23 protein-coding genes and 1 riboswitch are annotated in these 20,485 nt (G+C 40.2%); of the genes, 20 read left to right on the top strand and 3 right to left on the bottom strand.

Annotated features, from left to right (window positions below; genetic code table 11):
- Positions 1-8 precede the first annotated feature (8 nt).
- The 17 genes from BAE31_RS07285 (at position 9) to sufB (ending at position 13,559) form a co-directional block, all read left to right on the top strand.
- A complete protein-coding gene (locus tag BAE31_RS07285; RefSeq protein WP_076839975.1) occupies positions 9-1,790 on the top strand; it encodes an acyl-CoA dehydrogenase family protein in 1,782 nt (593 codons plus the stop codon).
- Positions 1,791-1,901: 111 nt separating this feature from the next.
- On the top strand, positions 1,902-2,258 hold the full coding sequence (locus BAE31_RS07280; protein ID WP_024423406.1) for an arsenate reductase family protein: 357 nt from the start codon (positions 1,902-1,904) through the stop codon (positions 2,256-2,258).
- A gap of 66 nt (positions 2,259-2,324) precedes the next feature.
- A complete protein-coding gene (gcvH, locus tag BAE31_RS07275) occupies positions 2,325-2,708 on the top strand; it encodes a glycine cleavage system protein GcvH (protein WP_008347039.1) in 384 nt (127 codons plus the stop codon).
- A gap of 44 nt (positions 2,709-2,752) precedes the next feature.
- A complete protein-coding gene (locus BAE31_RS07270; protein WP_024423405.1) occupies positions 2,753-2,989 on the top strand; it encodes a YusG family protein in 237 nt (78 codons plus the stop codon).
- A gap of 131 nt (positions 2,990-3,120) precedes the next feature.
- Positions 3,121-3,465, top strand: coding sequence for a toprim domain-containing protein (locus tag BAE31_RS07265; RefSeq protein WP_024423404.1), 345 nt, complete (start codon positions 3,121-3,123; stop codon positions 3,463-3,465).
- Between the two features lie 12 nt (positions 3,466-3,477).
- Positions 3,478-3,780 carry a thioredoxin family protein gene (locus BAE31_RS07260; protein WP_024426005.1) on the top strand — a complete coding sequence of 101 codons (303 nt, stop codon included), beginning with the start codon at positions 3,478-3,480 and terminating at the stop codon, positions 3,778-3,780.
- Between the two features lie 120 nt (positions 3,781-3,900).
- Complete coding sequence (locus tag BAE31_RS07255; protein ID WP_024423403.1) at positions 3,901-4,242, top strand: SCP2 sterol-binding domain-containing protein; 342 nt, start codon at positions 3,901-3,903, stop codon at positions 4,240-4,242.
- Positions 4,243-4,344: 102 nt separating this feature from the next.
- Positions 4,345-4,453: riboswitch (SAM riboswitch) on the top strand.
- A 154-nt stretch (positions 4,454-4,607) separates the two neighbouring features.
- Positions 4,608-5,633, top strand: a complete 1,026-nt coding sequence (locus BAE31_RS07250) for a methionine ABC transporter ATP-binding protein (protein ID WP_076840243.1) — start codon at positions 4,608-4,610, stop codon at positions 5,631-5,633.
- Positions 5,626-6,294, top strand: a complete 669-nt coding sequence (locus BAE31_RS07245) for a methionine ABC transporter permease (RefSeq protein WP_024423401.1) — start codon at positions 5,626-5,628, stop codon at positions 6,292-6,294. The genes BAE31_RS07250 and BAE31_RS07245 overlap by 8 nt, the downstream gene beginning before the upstream one ends.
- A gap of 14 nt (positions 6,295-6,308) precedes the next feature.
- Positions 6,309-7,130, top strand: a complete 822-nt coding sequence (gene metQ / locus BAE31_RS07240; protein WP_024426003.1) for a methionine ABC transporter substrate-binding lipoprotein MetQ — start codon at positions 6,309-6,311, stop codon at positions 7,128-7,130.
- A 308-nt stretch (positions 7,131-7,438) separates the two neighbouring features.
- Complete coding sequence (locus BAE31_RS07235; RefSeq protein WP_003212803.1) at positions 7,439-7,807, top strand: carboxymuconolactone decarboxylase family protein; 369 nt, start codon at positions 7,439-7,441, stop codon at positions 7,805-7,807.
- A gap of 215 nt (positions 7,808-8,022) precedes the next feature.
- Positions 8,023-8,157, top strand: a complete 135-nt coding sequence (locus BAE31_RS20025) for a YuzK family famiily protein (protein ID WP_254965641.1) — start codon at positions 8,023-8,025, stop codon at positions 8,155-8,157.
- 213 nt (positions 8,158-8,370) lie between these two features.
- Positions 8,371-9,156: a Fe-S cluster assembly ATPase SufC gene (sufC, locus tag BAE31_RS07230; RefSeq protein WP_007500355.1), complete on the top strand. Its 786-nt coding sequence runs from the start codon at positions 8,371-8,373 to the stop codon at positions 9,154-9,156.
- A gap of 18 nt (positions 9,157-9,174) precedes the next feature.
- Positions 9,175-10,488 carry a Fe-S cluster assembly protein SufD gene (sufD, locus tag BAE31_RS07225; protein ID WP_024423399.1) on the top strand — a complete coding sequence of 438 codons (1,314 nt, stop codon included), beginning with the start codon at positions 9,175-9,177 and terminating at the stop codon, positions 10,486-10,488.
- A complete protein-coding gene (locus BAE31_RS07220; protein ID WP_041107713.1) occupies positions 10,488-11,708 on the top strand; it encodes a cysteine desulfurase in 1,221 nt (406 codons plus the stop codon). The genes sufD and BAE31_RS07220 overlap by 1 nt, the downstream gene beginning before the upstream one ends.
- Complete coding sequence (sufU, locus tag BAE31_RS07215) at positions 11,698-12,144, top strand: Fe-S cluster assembly sulfur transfer protein SufU (protein ID WP_012011181.1); 447 nt, start codon at positions 11,698-11,700, stop codon at positions 12,142-12,144. Before BAE31_RS07220 ends, sufU begins: the two co-directional genes overlap by 11 nt.
- Before the next feature lie 17 nt (positions 12,145-12,161).
- Positions 12,162-13,559, top strand: a complete 1,398-nt coding sequence (gene sufB, locus BAE31_RS07210) for a Fe-S cluster assembly protein SufB (protein ID WP_007500362.1) — start codon at positions 12,162-12,164, stop codon at positions 13,557-13,559.
- 417 nt (positions 13,560-13,976) lie between these two features.
- Here the strand turns inward: sufB and BAE31_RS07205 are convergent, their stop codons facing one another.
- Positions 13,977-14,405 (bottom strand): hypothetical protein, encoded by a 429-nt coding sequence (locus BAE31_RS07205; RefSeq protein ID WP_076839973.1) that lies wholly within the window; start codon positions 14,403-14,405, stop codon positions 13,977-13,979.
- Positions 14,406-14,868: 463 nt separating this feature from the next.
- On the opposite strand from BAE31_RS07205, the gene BAE31_RS07200 reads away from it, so the two are divergent.
- On the top strand, positions 14,869-15,435 hold the full coding sequence (locus BAE31_RS07200) for a TetR/AcrR family transcriptional regulator (RefSeq protein WP_076839972.1): 567 nt from the start codon (positions 14,869-14,871) through the stop codon (positions 15,433-15,435).
- Positions 15,436-15,492: 57 nt separating this feature from the next.
- Positions 15,493-17,349 carry an alpha/beta fold hydrolase gene (locus BAE31_RS07195; protein ID WP_076839970.1) on the top strand — a complete coding sequence of 619 codons (1,857 nt, stop codon included), beginning with the start codon at positions 15,493-15,495 and terminating at the stop codon, positions 17,347-17,349.
- A gap of 166 nt (positions 17,350-17,515) precedes the next feature.
- Here BAE31_RS07195 and BAE31_RS07190 read toward each other — a convergent pair whose 3' ends face one another.
- Positions 17,516-18,160 (bottom strand): FMN-dependent NADH-azoreductase, encoded by a 645-nt coding sequence (locus tag BAE31_RS07190; RefSeq protein ID WP_041107704.1) that lies wholly within the window; start codon positions 18,158-18,160, stop codon positions 17,516-17,518.
- An 82-nt stretch (positions 18,161-18,242) separates the two neighbouring features.
- Between BAE31_RS07190 and BAE31_RS07185 the strand changes: the two genes are divergently transcribed.
- Positions 18,243-19,175, top strand: a complete 933-nt coding sequence (locus BAE31_RS07185) for a helix-turn-helix transcriptional regulator (protein ID WP_076839969.1) — start codon at positions 18,243-18,245, stop codon at positions 19,173-19,175.
- Positions 19,176-19,258: 83 nt separating this feature from the next.
- Here BAE31_RS07185 and BAE31_RS07180 read toward each other — a convergent pair whose 3' ends face one another.
- Entirely contained in the window at positions 19,259-20,464 is a 1,206-nt protein-coding gene (locus tag BAE31_RS07180) for a DUF418 domain-containing protein (RefSeq protein ID WP_076839967.1), read from the bottom strand.
- Positions 20,465-20,485: the final 21 nt, after the last annotated feature.

Raw genomic sequence — 20,485 nt, 5'->3', positions numbered from 1 at the left:
AAATCAGGATGAAAGCATTGGAAGATGTAAAAAAGGGTGGAAGCTTTTTAATTGATGAGACGAATTATGAGCATATCTTTACACCGGAGGATTTCTCTGATGAACATCAAATGATTGGAAAGACAACAGAGGATTATATTTTACAAGATGTAGTTCCGCATATAGATCAAATTGAAAGCCATGAGTTCGAGCATTCGGTCAGGCTTCTCAAAAAGGCTGGTGAGCTTGGGCTGCTTGGAGCCGATGTGCCTGAGGAATTCGGCGGGCTTGGATTAGATAAAATCAGTTCAGCGATCATTACTGAAAAATTCGCTAGAGCAGGAAGCTTCTCACTTTCCTATGGTGCTCATGTCGGTATTGGTTCTCTGCCGATCGTGCTCTTCGGGAATCAAGCGCAAAAGGAAGCGTACCTGCCTGGACTCGCCTCTGGTGAAACCATTGCGGCGTACGCACTCACTGAGCCAGGATCAGGCTCTGACGCTCTTGGAGCAAAAACAACGGCAGTTCTGAATGAAGCAGGTACCCATTATGTCCTCAATGGAGAAAAGCAGTGGATCACAAACTCCGCATTTGCCGACGTCTTTATTGTGTATGCGAAGATTGATGGTGAACACTTCTCTGCTTTTATCGTCGAAAAGGATTTTCCAGGTGTCAAAACGGGGCCTGAAGAGAAAAAGATGGGTATTAAAGGATCATCGACAAGAACATTGATTCTTGAAGATGCCCAAGTACCGAAGGAGAATTTGCTCGGTGAACCTGGCAGAGGTCATGTGATTGCGTTTAACATTTTGAATATTGGGCGCTATAAGCTGGCAGTCGGCACAATCGGTGCATCAAAGCGCGTCATTCAATTGTCGGCAGAATATGCGAACCAGCGTAAGCAGTTCAAAACACCAATTTCTCGATTCAGCTTAATTGGTGAAAAAGCAGCCAATATGTCAGCAAAGCTCTATGCGATGGAAAGTGCTGTTTACCGTACGGTTGGATTATTTGAACAGCGGATGGGCCTCTTAAGTGATGAAGAGCAAAAAGACGGCAAACAAATTGCCCAATCCATTGCGGAATATGCGATTGAATGTTCTCTCTGTAAAGTGCTTGGCTCTGAAACGTTAGATTATATTGTGGATGAAGGCGTGCAGATTCACGGCGGATATGGATTCATGCAAGAATACGAGGTCGAAAGAGCCTATCGCGACTCGCGAATTAACCGGATTTTTGAAGGGACAAACGAAATCAACCGTTTGCTTGTACCAGGTACATTCTTGAAGAAAGCGATGAAAGGAGAGCTTCCGCTGCTTCAAAAAGCGCAAACCTTACAGGAAGAGCTAATGATGATGATGCCGGAAGAGCCAGGTGATCAGCCGCTCGATCAAGAAAAATATTTGCTCGCCCATGCGAAAAAGATCGCCTTAATGGTGGCTGGTATGGCAGCCATGAAATACGGGAAAGCCTTAGACAAAGAGCAAGAAATTCTTGTGAACATAGCCGATATCGTCAATGAAATTTTTGCTGCTGAATCAGCGATTCTGCGCACAGAAAAGGCAATCGCTGCAACAGGGGCAGAAAAGAATGAACAAAAGCTTGCTTACACACAAATTTTCACGCAGGAGGCTTTCTTAAAGATTGAAGCCCATGCAAAAGAATCCTTGATTGCGATGGAGGAAGGAGATTCACTCCGCATGAGCCTGTCAGCCCTTCGCAAGCTGACAAGATTTACGCCGATCAATGTCATCGCCAAAAAGCGCGAAGTGGCGAAACGAATCTTTGAAGCAGAGAAATATATCGTATAAGGACGGCTTAAAAGGTGCGGATATTACTCCGCACCTTTTTGTAAGCATACATTTAGGTTTTTAAAATATTTTGTGATAAAATGTTGTCACAATTTGCAGGAGGTGAAAATGGTGGCTTTAGATTTTTACGAATACCCATCTTGCGGTACATGCCGAAAAGCAAAAAAGTGGCTGGAAGCACACAATAAAGACATCAACAGCATACATATTGTCGAAGAGACGCCTGATAAAGAAACATTAAAAGCCCTTTACGAAAAAAGCGGTTTAGAGCTGAAGAAATTCTTTAATACAAGCGGACAAAAATACCGGGAGCTGCAGCTGAAAGATCAACTTCCTGCAATGTCAGAGGACGAGCAGCTAGAATTACTCGCGTCTAACGGAATGCTGATCAAGCGCCCGATTACAACAGACGGAAAACGAGTCACGGTAGGATTTAATGAAGATACATTTAAAAGCGTCTGGAAATGATGTAACTTTCATTCAGATTGTGGTATCTTCAATATAGATTGTAAGAAAAGACTGGAGGGGTATTGAATGAGCACACCAAAAGATTTACGTTATTCAGAAGAACATGAATGGGTCAAAGTAGAAGGAGATAAGGTGCGTATCGGTATTACGCATTTTGCTCAATCTGAGCTGGGCGATATCGTGTTCGTTGAGCTTCCTGAAGTAGGAGACAAAATCACAGCGGACGAGCCTTTCGGAAGTGTAGAATCAGTGAAAACTGTTTCTGAACTTTATGCACCGATCAATGGCACTATCGTTGAAGTGAACGATGAGCTGGATGACAGCCCAGAATTCGTCAACGACTCTCCATATGAAAAAGCATGGATGATCGTGGTAGAACCAGCTGATGCTTCTGAAATTGAGAACTTAATGACGGCTGAGCAATATGAAGAAATGACAAAAGAAGACTAATTCATGAGAAATTGGACACTCTACCTTTATGGGGGGTGTCCAATTTGTCTTTTCAAAAAGAACACGTGGATATAACAGAGCATGTCACTGGACGATTCAAAGAAAGCGGCATGGTGCTTTATCATCAAAATGAAGAGATTGGCACGATGATTAGTGAAAACCAATATGAGCTGAAATCGGGATATTCCTATGATCAAAATCGTTTTTATCGTTTAACGGATACATTGACCGATGGGACAGAAAAATATGTTGACTGTGACGATGAAAATGGCTGGTGCTAATCACAGATGAGACTGCAGTGAACAGAAGCTGCAGTCTTTTTGATGACGAGGCGCTCAATCTTTACAACCTGAATGAAAGATTGTAATCTAAGGAAGAAGTGAATCAACGTCAAAAGGGCCGGGTGATCGTGATGAATGTCGAGATAGAAAAGGTCATCATTGTAGAAGGTAAAACAGACAAACAAAAGCTAAAAGAAGTCATAAGTGAACCTGTTACCATCATTTGCACCAATGGCACGATCAGTACATCGAAGCTGGATCAGCTTGTGGACGATTTAGTGGGGAAAGACGTTTACATATTAGCTGACAGTGACGATGCAGGCGACAAACTGCGGAAGCAATTTCGAAAAGAATTCCCTGAAGCACTTCATCTTTTTGTCGACAGAACGTACCGCGAAGTGGCCGCTTCACCGTCAGCCCACATTGCATCTATCCTATTAGCTGCAAACATTGATGTTCATTCGAAATATTTATGAGGGTGGACGTATATGAAAGAGATTGAAGAACACGAATTCAAGGAGATAGAGGACGATTTATTTCTTTTATACTTATATACACCGTTTTGCGGAACATGCCAGCTGGCAAAGAAAATGCTGGCAGTCGTAGACGCCATGCAGCCGGATGTACCATTTTACGAAAACAATTTAAACTATTCACCAGGCTTTGCGAAAGCATTTGAAATTGAGAGTGTTCCTTGCTTTCTCCTGTTTAAAAAAGGTGAATTGGTGCAAAAAGGCTATGCCTTTCACTCAGTTCCATATCTTCATGAAATGATTGAAACCGCTAAATAAAGCGGTTTTTTGTCATATTTCAAGAAATTCATTTGAAAATTTGTCGAGTTATTTATAAAGGACAAGCCGATGTTTGTAGAGAAATGTTATGTATAACCAAATGACAGGGAGGTTATACATGTGGAAAATGTGAAAGCCCATGGTAACACAGGGCAGCGTTTATTATTAAAGCCGCTGCTCTCATCATCATCCTTGAAGATTACATTTGAGGCGGAAACTGACTCTTGTACATTGATTGTGGATGAACGTGGTGAAGTGAAGAAACTACCTGCAATTGAGTTATCGGATCTCATCTTTTATGGTGAGAGGAAAGAAATTCTTCAATTATTAGATGGAGATATGTCCTTACAGCAGTTAATCAGCAGAGGACAAGTCAAAGTGAAAGGGTCATTCCGTGCGCTCCTTAGACTAGAGGCAGTGCTTTGGCTGACGAACGGTTTTTTTCGAAAAATGATAACGTAGTTGTTTACTTGGAAATTAGCGATTTACAGCGTTGACATATCTCGGGTAGCATGATATTCTACGTTAGTAAAAACATGAACATCACATAAAACAACATATTTTCTCTTATTAAGAGAGGTGGAGGGACGTGCCCTATGAAACCCGGCAACCGTCAGCATAGCTGAAATTGGTGCCAATTCACTCAAAGCCGCAGCGCTTTGAAAGATGAGAGAAAGGCGTAATTGACATAAAAGGCCTTTCTGCTTGCGTTGCAGTTAGGTCTTTTTTACTGACCTGGCGCCAGGCTAGAGTCATGACAGAAAGAAGAATAAATAACGTATGTGATGGAAACCTATAGATTCAGCAAGAAAGCAGGTGATCAGACTGTGATCCATTTACAGAATGTATCAAAAACGTACCATTCAAAAAGCGGAAATGTTGATGCCGTGAAAGACGTCAACTTGGATATTGATAAAGGTGAAATATTCGGAATTATCGGGTATAGCGGTGCAGGGAAAAGCTCGCTTATTCGCCTATTAAACGGTCTGGAGCTGCCAACAGAAGGAATTGTTGAAGTGGCAGGCAACCGGATCAATGAAGTATCGAATGCGAAACTTCGGAAAGCAAGACAAGAAATCAGCATGATCTTCCAGCACTTTAATTTACTTTGGTCAAGAACGGTGAGACAAAACATTATGTTCCCGCTTGAGATCGCAGGTGTACCGACATCGAAACGGAGAGAGCGTGCGAATGAACTGATTAAATTGGTCGGTTTAGAAGGAAAAGAAAATGCATACCCGTCTCAGCTGAGCGGCGGGCAAAAACAGCGTGTCGGCATTGCGAGAGCATTAGCGAATGATCCAAAGGTTCTTCTATGTGACGAAGCGACATCTGCGCTAGATCCGCAAACGACTGATTCGATCCTTGAGCTTTTGGCGGATATCAATAAACGGTTAGGGCTCACGATTGTGCTCATTACACATGAAATGCACGTCATTCGCAAAATTTGTCATCGCGTTGCGGTCATGGAAAATGGACGCATTGTCGAAGAAGGCGAAGTATTACGCGTCTTCAGACAGCCAAAGGAAGAAATGACGAAACGATTTGTGAAACAGCTTGCAGAACCAGAGGAAGCGAAAGAAACAATCGAGCACGTCTTAGAACGAGTAAAAGAAGGTCAGGTCGTACGGTTGTCCTTTATTGGAGATTCTGCCGAGCAGCCGCTGATCACTGAAATCATTCGATCCTTCAACGTCGATGTGAACATCCTTCAAGGGAAGATTTCTCAAACGCAGGAAGGCGCGTTTGGAACACTCTTTATCCACATTAATGGAGAAGAGGCCGAGGTAGAAAAAGCCATCGCCTATATCCAAAGCAAACAGGTTGAAATCGAGGTGATGACACATGTTTGAGAAATGGTTTCCGAACGTTGATTTAGATGTCATCTGGAGTGCAACAGGTGAAACGGTATATATGACACTGATTTCATTGGCATTTGCTTTTGCAATCGGGATTATCTTAGGGCTCCTGCTCTTCCTTACAGGAAAAGGCGGTCTTTGGGAAAATAAACCGATAAATGCTGTCATCGGCGCTGTCGTCAATATTTTCAGATCGATTCCTTTTATCATTTTAATTATTTTATTACTAGGGTTTACGAAATTCTTAATGCATACGATTCTTGGCCCAAATGCAGCACTCCCTGCCCTTGTCATAGGGTCAGCTCCATTCTATGCACGTCTTGTCGAAATTGCACTGCGTGAGGTAGACAAAGGAGTCATTGAAGCAGCACGATCAATGGGAGCAAAAACGTCGACAATCATTTTCAAAGTATTGCTGCCAGAATCATTGCCAGCCCTTATTTCAGGTATTACCGTAACAGCGATTGCTCTAATTGGCTCTACTGCGATTGCAGGTGCAATTGGAGCAGGCGGACTTGGTGACCTCGCCTATGTGGAAGGATACCAATCTGGTAATACAGATGTCACACTTGTAGCTACTGTGTTTATTCTCATCATCGTCTTTATTATTCAAATAATCGGTGATTTGATTACAAATAAAATTGATAAACGTTAAGGGAGGATTTATTCATGAAGAAATTGATTTTAAGTGCACTATTTCTAGCATTTGCAGGTATTTTAGCTGCGTGCGGTTCATCTAATAACGCAAGTGAAAGCAAAACCATTACGGTTGCCGCTTCAAAAACGCCGCATGCCGAAATTCTTGAAGAAGCAAAACCACTTCTAAAAGAAAAAGGCTACGATTTAAAAGTGAAAGTGCTTAGCGATTATAAAATGTACAACAAAGCGTTAGCTGAAAAAGAAGTGGATGCGAACTTTTTCCAACATATCCCTTACTTAAACGAAGAAAATAAATCAAACAAAGATTATAACCTAGTGAGTGCTGGTGCGGTTCACCTTGAGCCTTTCGGTATCTACTCTAAGAAATACAAATCCGTAAAAGATATTCCAAACGGCGGCACAATCATCATGACAAACAACGTAGCTGAGCAAGGCCGTATGCTTGCCCTGCTGCAAAATGCTGGTGTCATCAAGCTTGATCCGAAGGTTGATACAATTAACGCAACAGTAAAGAACATTAAAGAAAACCCAAAGAACCTAAAATTCAAAAAAATCGCGCCTGAATTAACGGCGAAAGCTTATGAAAACAGTGAAGGCGATGCTGTATTCATCAACGTCAACTATGCGATCCAAAATAAATTGAATCCGAAAAAAGATTCAATCGAACTTGAGCAAACAAAGAACAACCCATATGCAAACATCGTTGCGGTTCGCAAAGGTGACGAAAAATCAGATAAGATCAAGACATTAATGGAAGTTCTTCACTCTGATAAAATCAAAGAATTCATCGACAAAAAATATGACGGTGCAGTATTGCCTGTATCTGAATAACAACATTTTAACCTCGCTTCTATCAAAGCGAGGTTTCAACGTGTAGACAAACCCTCGCATTCGGTGTCAGGTCTGCGTGCCGGTGCTCACGAATGTTCAATTCGCTCCGCTCCGGTACTCGTCCTTCCTAGACTGCAAAGGTTTTCTATCACGCTGAAAAAAGAAGACAAAGGGCTAAAATAAAGATCATTTTAGCCCTTTGTCAATAATCTGCAACCTCGCTTTCATCAAAGCGAGGTTTTTTGTGTATTTTTTCAAATCTCGCTCATAATAAAAACGTACAAATGACCTGAAGGGATGGAATCAAGATGAATGAACAGCATATGAGCGGATCCATGCAGCAATCACTGACTGATTATAAAACCGCAATGGGTGAATTCCAGAAGAAAATGCCAGTGTTTGGTAAGAAATTCAATGAATTTACGGAGCAGTGCTTCCAGAGCGATTCATTAACGCAAAAAGAAAAACAAATGATTGCCCTTGGCATCAGTATTCATGCGCAGGATGAATACTGCATGATTTATCATACAAAAGGAGCGCTCGATCAAGGGGCGACAGAAGAGAATTTGCTGGAGGTTGTCAGCGTGGCGGCAGCTTTTGGCGGAGGAGCAGCACTAAGCCAAGGAATCACTGTCGTTCAGCAATGTATTGATGAATTTGGAGGACAGACGCATTAAGGGAAGCAAAACACGGTATTTTTCCATCTCAGGGAGTTGAGCGCTTCTCATCCGATTGTGTGAGAAAATATGCCAGCATAGGGTGTCATATCCCTTTTGAGTGAAGACGCATACGTTTGCTACAATAAAGCTACACTCAAGGAAGGGAATGGTTTATTATTTGTTCGGACCATAGTACACTAGGATTGGATTATACCGCCGAGATGGAAAAGGCCATGCATCAAGCTCATGGCATGAGCTATGCAGAGTACGAAAGAGACCATGACTTACGGATGAAAGTGGAATATAAACGAGAGCAGTCCTATCGAGATGAGAAAAGACAGCTCGCAAAAATGAATATACGAGGCTAATAATAGCTGAGGGGCGGGGAGAACAGTTTCCCGCCCTTTCTTTATGAAAACAGTCTTTTCGACATAAATCCTTTTATCTACCTGCTTTTTTTGTTAGAATTTTGAGAGCATCCTCTCACGCTTATCGTGAATGTGTTGTATTCAGTTTTAATTTGTTATAAAATTAGAATGAGAATAAATTGAGAATAATGATTATTTTGGAGGTATCGATATATGACTGCTTCGACATTAACAATTAAGGACTTGCACGTTGAGATTGAAGGGAAAGAAATCTTAAAGGGTGTAAACCTCGAGATAAAAGGTGGAGAATTCCACGCAGTAATGGGACCAAACGGAACAGGTAAATCTACTTTATCTGCTGCAATTATGGGTCACCCTAAATATGAAGTAACAAAAGGCAGCATCTTGCTTGATGGCGAAGATGTCCTTGAAATGGAAGTAGATGAGCGCGCTCAAGCTGGTCTTTTCCTTGCGATGCAATACCCATCTGAAATCAGCGGTGTTACAAATGCTGACTTCCTTCGTTCTGCAATTAACGCACGCAGAGAAGAAGGCGATGAAATTTCTCTTATGAAATTCATCCGCAAAATGGACGAAAACATGGAGTTCCTTGAAATGGACCCAGATATGGCACAGCGCTACCTAAACGAAGGTTTCTCAGGCGGGGAGAAAAAACGCAACGAAATCCTTCAATTAATGATGATTGAACCAAAGATCGCCATCCTTGACGAAATCGATTCTGGTCTTGATATCGATGCCCTGAAAGTTGTTTCTAAAGGAATTAATAAAATGCGCGGCGAAAGCTTCGGCTGCTTAATGATCACTCACTATCAGCGTCTGCTGAACTACATCACACCAGATCATGTTCATGTCATGATGCAAGGTCGTATCGTGAAATCTGGCGGACCAGAACTTGCGCAGCGTCTAGAAGCAGAAGGCTATGATTGGATTAAAAAAGAGTTAGGAATTGAAGACGAAACTGTTGGTCAAGAAGCGTAAGCGTTAGGAGGATTATTGATGACATTAGAAACGAAATTATCAGTAGATCAAGATTATGTCAAAAGCTTCTCCGAGAAGCATCAGGAACCGGCATGGATGAGCTCCCTTCGCTTACAGGCTCTTGAAAAAGCAGAAGACCTCCCAATGCCAAAGCCTGACAAAACGAATATTTCAAAATGGAATTTAACGAATTTCAAACAGCATACAGTCGAAAGTGCGCCATTTGGGTCATTAGAAGAGCTTCCAGAAGAAGTGAAATCTCTTATTGATTTAGAGGACACAGATAAGACAGTTTACATTCAGCGTGATCAAACGCCGGCCTATTTGTCTCTTTCAGCTGAAGCGAAAGACAAAGGTGTGATCTTCACTGATCTTCATACAGCGATCCGTGAGCATGGAGATTTAGTGAAACAATACTTCATGACAGATGCAGTGAAAGTGGATGAGCATAAACTAACAGCTTTACATGCTGCTTTAGTGAATGGAGGAGCTTTCCTCTATGTTCCGAAAAACGTTGAGCTTGAAGCACCAATTCAAGCTGTTTATCTTCATGAAAATGATGAAACGACTTTGTTCAACCATGTCATCGTCGTAGCAGACGATCATAGTGCTGTGACTTATGTAGAAAACTACATCAGTACGGCAAAACCGGAAGAAGCGATCTTCAATATCGTTTCTGAAGTGTTCACAGGCGCAAACGCCCGCGTCACATACGGTGCTGTAGATAACCTTGCAGAAGGAGTCACAGTATATGTAAACAGACGCGGTATGGCAAATGGCCGTGACAGTAAAATCGAATGGGCACTTGGCCTGATGAATGATGGAGACGTCGTATCTGAAAACATCACAAAACTGATGGGTGACGGTACATTCGGTGATACGAAATCAGTTGTTGTCGGCCGAGGAAACCAAACAGAAAACTTCACAACAAGCATCATCCACTTCGGTAAAAACTCTGAAGGGTATATCTTGAAGCATGGTGTGATGAAGGATCAAGCATCCTCTATCTTTAACGGAATTGGCAAAATCGAGCATGGCGCAACAAAGTCAAATGCAGAGCAGGAATCACGTGTCCTCATGCTGAGTGAGAAAGCACGCGGTGACGCAAACCCAATTCTTTTAATTGATGAAGATGATGTGACAGCAGGGCACGCCGCTTCTGTTGGACGTGTTGATCCAATTCAATTGTACTACCTCATGAGCCGCGGGATTTCCAAAGAAGATGCAGAAAGACTTGTGATTTATGGCTTCTTAAATCCAGTTGTGAAAGAACTGCCGATTGAAGGAGTTAAAAAGCAGCTGATTTCTGTGATTGAAAGGAAAGTAAAATAATGAATATCAAAGACGTTCGTGAGCAATTTCCAATCCTTCATCAGCAAGTGAACGGACATGATTTGGTGTATTTGGACAGTGCAGCGACTTCTCAAAAACCAAGAGTGGTCATTGATGCAATGAATGAGTATTACCGGTCTTACAACTCGAACGTCCACAGGGGTGTTCATACCCTTGGCACAAGAGCAACGGACGCATACGAGGGTGCGAGAGAGAAAGTTCGTGCATTCATCCGTGCTTCATCTGTCCAGGAGATTATTTTTACTAGAGGTACAACGACTGCACTAAACACAGTGGCGATCAGCTATGCTAGAGCCAACCTCAAAGAAGGCGATGAAATTGTCATTACGCATATGGAGCATCATGCGAATATCATCCCTTGGCAGCAAGCAGCAAAAGCAACTGGCGCCACATTGAAATACATTCCGTTACAGGAAGACGGCACGCTATCGCTTGAAGATGTGAAGCAAACGATCACACATCAAACGAAAATCGTCGCTGTCACACATGTCTCAAACGTATTAGGAACCATTAACCCGATTAAAGAAATCGCCAAAATTGCCCACGATCATGGGGCAATCATTGTCGTCGACGGTGCGCAAAGCACCCCGCACATGCAAATTGATGTTCAGGATCTAGATTGTGACTTTTTCGCATTCTCTGGGCATAAAATGTGTGGACCGACTGGCATCGGTGTGCTTTACGGGAAGAAGGACCTTTTGAATAATATGGAGCCTGCTGAGTTTGGCGGTGAAATGATCGACTTTGTGGATCTGTATGATTCCACATGGAAAGAGCTGCCGTGGAAATTTGAAGCGGGAACACCGATTATTGCTGGAGCAGTTGGACTAGGAAAAGCAATTGACTTCTTAAATGACATCGGTATGGAGGAAGTCAGCCGTTACGAGCATCAGCTTGCGACTTACGCGCTTGAGCGCTTTAAAGAGCTTGACGGTGCGACTGTTTATGGACCGCAGCACCGAGCTGGGCTTGTGACGTTTAACTTAGACGACGTCCATCCGCATGATGCGTCAACTGTTCTGGATACGGAAGGTGTCGCCATTCGTGCTGGACACCACTGTGCACAGCCGCTCATGAAATGGCTTGGTGTATCAGCAACTGCAAGAGCAAGCTTCTATCTGTATAATACAGAAGAAGAGATTGATCTACTCATTGCAGCGCTCCGTAAGACAAAGGAGTATTTTACGAATGTCTTTTAATGTAAACTTAGACACACTGTACAGACAAGTGATTATGGATCATTATAAAAATCCGAGAAACAAAGGTGTCTTAAACGACAGCATTGTCGTCGATATGAACAACCCAACGTGTGGTGACCGTATTCGTCTTACGATGAAAATCGAAGACGAAAAAGTCACCGATGCGAAATTTGAAGGAGAAGGATGCTCGATTTCGATGGCATCTGCCTCCATGATGACGCAGGCGATTAAAGGGAAAGATATTGAAACAGCTTTGAAAATGTCTCAGATTTTCTCCGATATGATGCTAGGAAAAGAATACGACGATTCCATTGATCTTGGTGACATTGAAGCGCTGCAGGGAGTAGCAAAATTCCCTGCCCGCATCAAATGTGCAACATTATCCTGGAAGGCGCTTGAAAAAGGCGCATCTGCCGAAGATAACGGCAAATCATAAGATTGGAGTGAAAATGGATGGCTAAAAAAATGCCAGATGTTGGTGAATATAAATACGGCTTTTCTGATAAAGACGTTTCCATTTTCCGTTCAGAGCGCGGACTGACAAAAGAGATCGTTGAAGAAATTTCTCGTATGAAAGAAGAGCCTCAGTGGATGCTCGACTTCCGTTTGAAATCTCTTGAGCACTTTTACAACATGCCGATGCCACAATGGGGCGGAGATTTAAATGCATTAAACTTTGATGAAATTACGTACTACGTAAAGCCATCAGAGCGCTCTGAGCGTTCTTGGGATGAAGTACCAGAAGAAATCAAACAAACCTTTGATAAGCTTGGTATCCCAGAAGCAGAGCAAAAATATTTAGCAGGTGTATCTGCTCAGTATGAATCTGAAGTTGTGTATCACAACATGAAGCAAGATCTTGAAGATCTAGGAATTGTGTTTAAAGATACAGACAGCGCATTAAAAGAGAACGAAGACATCTTCCGTGAGCACTGGGCAAAAGTCATTCCTCCGACTGACAACAAATTTGCTGCGCTTAACTCGGCTGTATGGTCTGGTGGTTCATTTATCTACGTACCAAAAGGCGTAAAAGTAGATACTCCACTTCAAGCATACTTCCGTATCAACTCTGAAAACATGGGTCAGTTCGAGCGTACACTGATCATCGTTGACGAAGGCGCACATGTGCATTACGTAGAAGGCTGTACAGCACCAGTTTACACAACAAACTCACTTCACAGTGCGGTTGTTGAAATCATCGTCAAAAAAGGCGGCTACTGCCGTTATACAACGATTCAAAACTGGGCAAACAACGTCTTCAACCTTGTGACAAAACGTACAGTATGTGAAGAGAATGCAACAATGGAATGGATTGATGGAAACATCGGTTCTAAGCTGACAATGAAATACCCAGCGGTCATCCTAAAAGGTGAAGGCGCTCGTGGTATGACATTAAGTATTGCCCTAGCAGGTAAAGGTCAGCACCAAGATGCAGGTGCGAAAATGATTCACCTTGCACCAAACACATCTTCAACGATCGTATCGAAATCGATTTCGAAACAAGGCGGTAAAGTCACATACCGCGGAATCGTTCACTTCGGACGCAAAGCAGAGGGTGCACGCTCAAACATCGAGTGTGATACACTCATCATGGATAACAAATCAACATCTGATACGATCCCTTACAATGAAATCTTAAACGACAACATTTCATTAGAGCACGAAGCAAAAGTATCAAAAGTATCAGAAGAACAGCTGTTCTACTTGATGAGCCGCGGAATTTCTGAAGAAGAAGCAACAGAAATGATCGTCATGGGCTTCATCGAGCCATTCACAAAAGAACTGCCAATGGAATACGCAGTTGAAATGAACCGTTTGATTAAGTTTGAAATGGAAGGCAGTATCGGGTAATACACCTGAAACGCCTCATTTAAAAGGATTTTAAAGGTTATGAAAGAATAATAAAAATCGGCCGTGCCGATATAGATTTTATCTTTTGATTGGAGGCGAACTTTTTAGTTCGTCTTCTTCTATTTTCTCAGTACTCTCATTTCATTCTGTTTTACCTTAAATTTTTTAAGTTCTTTTAATACTGCATCATTTAAACATGTGATAAGAGGATGATGTGTTCTTTAAGGTTGTTAAAATTACTTTATTGCTGGTATCTCATCTAATCTGTTTTTCAACAAAGTAGAATTGTATCTTGCAATTCAACAAAGACATAATAAATAAAATAAGACCTGGATAGCGTAATTGCCGTCTGGGTCTTATATTCTCACATTTAAATAAACATTTAAAAGTATTTTTTTCTAAATATGTACTAACAAATTAATTCCATTGTATTTTTAAATCAAAGTATGATGCACCAAGGCTAGGTCTTGTATCTACTACTTCAATATAATTCCAACCTGAAGTTATATCCGGAAAAAATGCAATGTCTGTTCCAACTTCAAAAAAATTTCCGTTTAAGATACTTATTTTATGAGATCCCTTACTATCAAATATTACACTGACGCCTTCATAACCATCAAAATAAAATTTATAATATTTAATGGGGTTATACTTGTTGGTATAAGAATTACCTATACCTCCATTTTTTAGTTCAAAGGCTTTATCATGAATACTGCTAGATGTATTCATGATAGTAGAAATATTTTGATTTTGATTGTAGTTTTTTGTTTCAGTAGCAGATACATCATCAGTTATTCCACTAAATAATCCTAGGGAAATAATGGGGACGAGTAATAATTTTTTCATAAAGAAAAACCTCCTATATTTAGAAATATATTGAAACGTTATGATAACATAGATATTTTTGGTTATCAAACCAATTATTAGTTTTTAATAGGTATATATACCAATTAAACCTCGTAGACACAGGTATAGGTATTGTTGAATAGTCATCAAAATAAATAACCAGGCACTCATGAAAGTGAGAACCTGGTCCTTTTTTGTTTATTCGTCATACAGTCTATATTTCTTGTGTAGTGCTTCGAGTTTCTCTATTTTCTCTATCATTACGTTCAAAACCTCTTGAAAAATAACATTACCCTTTATTAAAATTGTTTCTAATAATCATTTCTTCTAAAGATAAGGATTTTTTTGCAGTAAAATCAATGTTAGTGAACTTTTTTAATCAAACTTTTCTCTAAACGAACATAAATACTTGCAACATTCAAATTAGTACTGTATAGTTCTAATTATGACAAAGGCAAAATTAATGAATCAAAAACGTGTACTTGAAGTAGCTGCAACATTGTTTTTAGAAAAAGGGTTTGCTTATACAAGTATGGATGAATTGGTACGTGTAAGCAAAGTATCAAAGTCGAATGTGTATTATCACTTTTCTAATAAGGAGGAATTATTAGAAGGGGTCGTTGATTATTGGATTGACATGTATCAATCTGCAATTGATGACGTAATGTCTCAGAATCAATTTTTGGTTGAAGAGCGTGTCCAAATGTTTTTAAAGCAATTATCACAAGGCGTTCAGTCGAGAGAGTATAAGGGAGGCTGTCCATTTATTACTCTTTATATTCAAAGTCCTGCACAGGCCACACAAATAAAAGAAAAAATAGGTTTATTTTTTACAGGATTACAAAAGAAAGTTTCTCTATTACTGAAACAAGGTGTAGAGAACGGGGAATTCAGAGATACGATTCAGATTGATGAGGTGGCATCACTTTTTATTACAAATCTTGAAGGAGCGTTATTTATTTCAGAAACATTGAAGGATGCCACTGTCATCACAAAAACAGTAGATCATTTATTTAACTTGCTTCGATAAAGAAGCATTTTTTTTACATCAAATTAGTACTGTTTAGTACTAAAAAGGAGATTTCATATGAAAACAGTATTTTTAACAGGTGGAACAGGCTTTATTGGAAAGCAATTAGTGAAAGAATTAGCCAAAGAGGATGTGAACATTCTTCTTTTAGTGAGGTCGAAAAGTAAAGCGACACGCATTTTTCAAGAAAGAGGTATTTTAAAAGATTCAGTGATGCACTTTGTTGAAGGTGATTTGACGAAAATAGATTTAGGTCTAAGTCCTGAAGATAAAGAGAGGGTATTGAAGACGGATGTGATGATTCACGCAGGAGGCCCTATGGATATTCAAGCGACAAGTAACGAGGCAGCTTCCGTCTTTTTAAATGGTGCCAAACATATTGGTGAATTAGCTAAAAGTATTCATCAATTGAAGGGCTTGCATCAATTTATTCATGTTGTCGGTTATATGAGCCCCTTTGATGATCAAAATAGCAAGATTGCAATTGATGTGTTTAAAGAAGGAAATGATTACCTGAAAATAAAGAATCCTTATGAAAGAACAAAATTTTTAGCAGATCTTTATATCCGTCAACAAGCATCAGCTGTAGGTTATCCGCTGTCTGTCATTAATCCGCCAACTGTGGTCGGCAGTAGTAAAACAGGGAGTACAGAACAGATAGCAGGATTAGGTTTGCTTGTAACAAGTATGCGAAGAGGGCTTATGCCAGTGATTCCTGGAGGTAAAGGATATAGGCTGCCACTGATTTCAAACGATGAGTTTGCGAAGTTTATTGTGCAGGTTTTCAGGATGGAGCAGCCGGCTATTCAAACATATACACTTGTTGAAGACAAAGAGTATGATCAGAACATTGCTGAATTATTAAGTGTGATGTCGGAAAGTATGAATATGAGAGCACCAAAAATCTCTGTCCCAATGCCGCTTATGAAAACAATAATGAAAAGTGGAGTAAGTAAAATAACAAACATTCCTTCTGATGGCCTCAATTTTATGACAAAACGAACATTTTCAAATGTTTCAGTGAAAAACATAATGGGAGGGGATTGGTTTAAGAAGACGAGTGTCATGAACTTTTTTCCTGCTGTAGTAGCTGATCTGGATTATCGCATGATGGATCAACATGGTGAGCATCATCATGTATTTGAGCGAACATTATGCGATAACAATACCCTTTACCAATTACAAGGAGAGGGGAAGCCATTTATTTTATTACATGGTTTATTGAGTGATGGAGAGGATTTATTTCTTTTAGCACAAGGGCTTCATGAAAAAACGGGTCAGCCTGTATGGATCTTGGATCTTCCAGGTTTGGGACGTTCTCCATTTAAACGAGAGAAACACCTTCTAGATATCTATTTGAATGTAGTGAAAAAGGTATTGGAGAAAGCGGCTAATGGTGCACATCTAATTGGCCATTCATTCGGTGCGTTTATTCTATTGAAAGCATTGGGACAAGGGTACATAGATAAGAAGTATTCAATCACTTTACTTCAGCCGCCAGTTGCCAAAAAAAATGCTAAATCGCTAAATGTTCCTCAATGGATGAACAAATGGTCTTTAAAATTAGCAACTCCTAAAATGATAGAGCGTTATTTATTAAGTAATGGTTTGTTTGAAAGGACGGAGAGCATCCCTGAACATTATATTGAAAAAATCAGAAACAGTTTTACGTCTCCTAGAATTTTAAATACGACGGTTCAGCTTAATCATTTACTACTGAACACCGATCAAGGTGAATTCAATGAATTAACAAAGGATCATCCTCATATTATCTGGGGGGAGTATGACAAAGGCTATTCTGCTCCGTTGCATCTTGGTCAGGTTGATGTTGTTCCATATGGCCATCATTTTCCTCTTAGCCATCCTAGTGAAACGGCAGCATTAATTATAAAAAATAGTCTTACTAGCAGTTGAGAATGTGGGATAAATAAAGTATGTCGTAATTGAAATGAAATCGCAGTGCTTGTGATCCCACCGATGCACACCAACTGAAAGATTTTATAGCACCCTAAAACGAAAAAGGTGATTTTTAATAAAAAAGCACGATTTTTCGTTTTGGGTCTTTTTGATTAAATAGAGGTTAATGAGGTGCATAAAACTGATCTAAGGTTTTCGTCATATCATCAGATGCAGATTGTAAGATCGCATCTTGCTCTAAAATCGCTGTTCCTTGTGCTCGGACAATATGAAATTGATGAAACCCCATCAAGTTTTGAAATATTTCTTTTAGGTAATGATGTGAAAATTCCAGAGGTGTATATCGATCGTTATTTGTGAAAATTGAGCCGCTTGCTTGAAGTAAAAGTACACGATAATCGTCAGTCATCAGACCAACAGAACCATTTTCTGTATATTTGAACGTTTCTCTCGCAATAAAGATATTATCTATATAATCTTTCATTCGTGAAGTTACATTGAAATTATGAACAGGTGACACGATCACAATTCGATGATGTGCTTTGAATTGAGCCAATAAAGCAGATGAAGCAGCGGCGATTTTTTCTTCGGCAGCCGTTAATGCTTGTTTGGATGCTTGCTTATCCCAAATTCCTAGCAGCTGTTCTTTTTCGATACGAGGAATTTCAGTTCCATATAAATGTAAAATGGTTGGTTCCTCATGAGGAAACCTTTCTTTAAACTGTTTTAAAAATAGTGTTTGCAGTTTGTTTGAATAACTTTCTCGATGAGTGAAATCTGGGTGAGCGTTAATGATTAATGTTTGCATGTACATGTTCCTTTTCTTTTGATAAGCTGAGTATAAATGATAAAGGTGACAAAAGAAGGCACCTTTTTAAGAGGGAAAACAAATGAAAAAATCAGAACGTTTAAACCAAGAACTTATTTTTTTAAGCGATAAACACTCTTTTCAGTTAAAGGACTTACAGTCCGAATTTGGCATTTCTAAAAGGACGGCTTTAAGAGATATAGAAGAGCTAGAGTCAATGGGCTTAGCTTTTTATGTTGAACCTGGCAGACACGGAGGATATCGACTGGTGAATCAATCTCCATTGGTTCCTATTTATTTCAATATAGAAGAAGTCCAAGCTATTTTTTTCGCTCTTAAAGCGCTAGACCTGCTGTCAGCAACACCATTTAAAAAATCCTACTCACAAATTCGGCAAAAGTTGTTTGCCACAATGTCTGAAGAGAGAAAGCAAATGATTACGGAGACTTTGGATGTGATTCATTACTATAATGTCGCACCAGTTAGTGAACAAAATCATTTGGAATTGATTTTACAGGCGATTATGGAAGATCAAATCGTGAAGATGACGTACACTCAATATGAAAATAAATGGATCAGGCTGCAATTTCTTGAGTTGTTTTATCGAAATGGCATTTGGTTTTCTCAAGCCTATGATGTTCAAGATAAAAAGTGGGGCATCTATAGATGTGACTTTATGAAGGACATGATGATTGAAGAAGAAATGAGAGACACATTTACGAAGGATGAATTAAAAGAACTGCAGCTCGAGTACGAAAAAACTTATCATGATATCTCATTTAAATGTCGATTAACGGAACAAGGAAAAGAAAAGTTTTTAAAGCATCATTACCCAAATATGAGATTGGAGATCATTGATCAAATCCCTTATATTGTCGGTGGATACAACCAAGAAGAATTATCGTATATGACTCACTATTTGATGTCATTTGGGAAACATGTGAAAATTGAATACCCAGATGAATTGAAAGAAAGTTATTTGAATCAATTACGAGAAGTGATTGACAAGTATTGAATCAAAAAAAATTAATATACTACAGAAAAGGCGAACCACTAAAGTTCGCCTTTTCCCACTCTTTTTAACTACTATTATTTCAGTTACTTCGCCACATCCATTGTATTTGTTTTCGGTTGATCATCAACCTTCCCATATGTCAGCTGACGCCAGATAAACTCCATCGGGCCATATTTAAACCGCTTTAACCATAATGTACTAAAGAGCACGAGGAAGACATAAACCCCGAGTCCAATCATAAACGTGCCAGCGGGCTGAAGATGATCGGCAAGTCCGGCTCCGTATTTCAGAAATAGCGTTGTGCCAATGATGGAGTGAAGCAAATAGCAGGTCAGTGACATGCGTCCGACTTTGGTAAAGACCATCAAAGCACCTCGCAGCTGAGGGACATGAAGAAACAGCATCGCAAGTGTACTCATATAGAACATACTGCCTGTTAATCCGCCGTTTTGCTCAAGGGCAGAGGCTATGTTCGTCCAGAGCGTATTTTCAAAAGGATTAACCGCTGCTATGATCGTGCTGCTCTGTGTCATCAGAAATGCGATTGTGAAAATGACCCAAATGCGATTCCATATCGCTTTTTTCGCCTCCATGTTTTTGAAAAACTTCATTTTCACAAAATACACACCAAGTAAAAACATGAAGAACATAGAATAGACGGTGGAAAATGAACTGGAAGCCATTGTGACCATATCTGTCCACCGATCACCAATAGATGCTAAATAAGTCAGACTGTTGTGGCTGGTCAGCTCGAAATCAGCAAAGTCCGGCTTGCCTGATGATCCTGAACTGACGGTATTGAACAGCATCGTGAAAATAGGTGTGAGCAATTGAATCACAAAGAGTGTGATGAGCCAGTATAGGATGGTTTTGGCTGTGCGTTTGTAAAAGAAAAGCAATAAAAAGCCAGCGACTGCATAATAGGCCAAAATGTCACCAATCCAAACGAAGGTCAAATGCAGAAGGCCAAATCCTAAGAGAATGGTTAATCTGCGGGCAAACAGTTTGTTCGGACTGTCCACCTTCTGAGCAGCTCGGTCCATAAAAATCATAAAACCAACCCCGAATAGAAAGGAAAACAGTGTAATAAATTTCCCCGAGGCAAACCAATTCACCACATTGTGAAAAACATCATTTGACAGCATGTCAAATCCCTTGGCCGAATCCACGATCAAAAAGTAATTGACTAGAATAATCCCCATTAAGGCAAACCCTCGTACGATGTCCAAGAAATGAACCCGTTCCCGCAGACTCATCGGTTGTCCGTGTGCTACTTTGTTTACATTCATATCCATGCTCCTTTTCTTGTA

Origin of the sequence: Bacillus sp. I-2, from assembly GCF_001974945.1 — a bacterium.
Lineage (GTDB): Bacteria > Bacillota > Bacilli > Bacillales > Bacillaceae > Bacillus > Bacillus safensis.
This window is presented reverse-complemented; position numbering and strand designations above follow the sequence as displayed.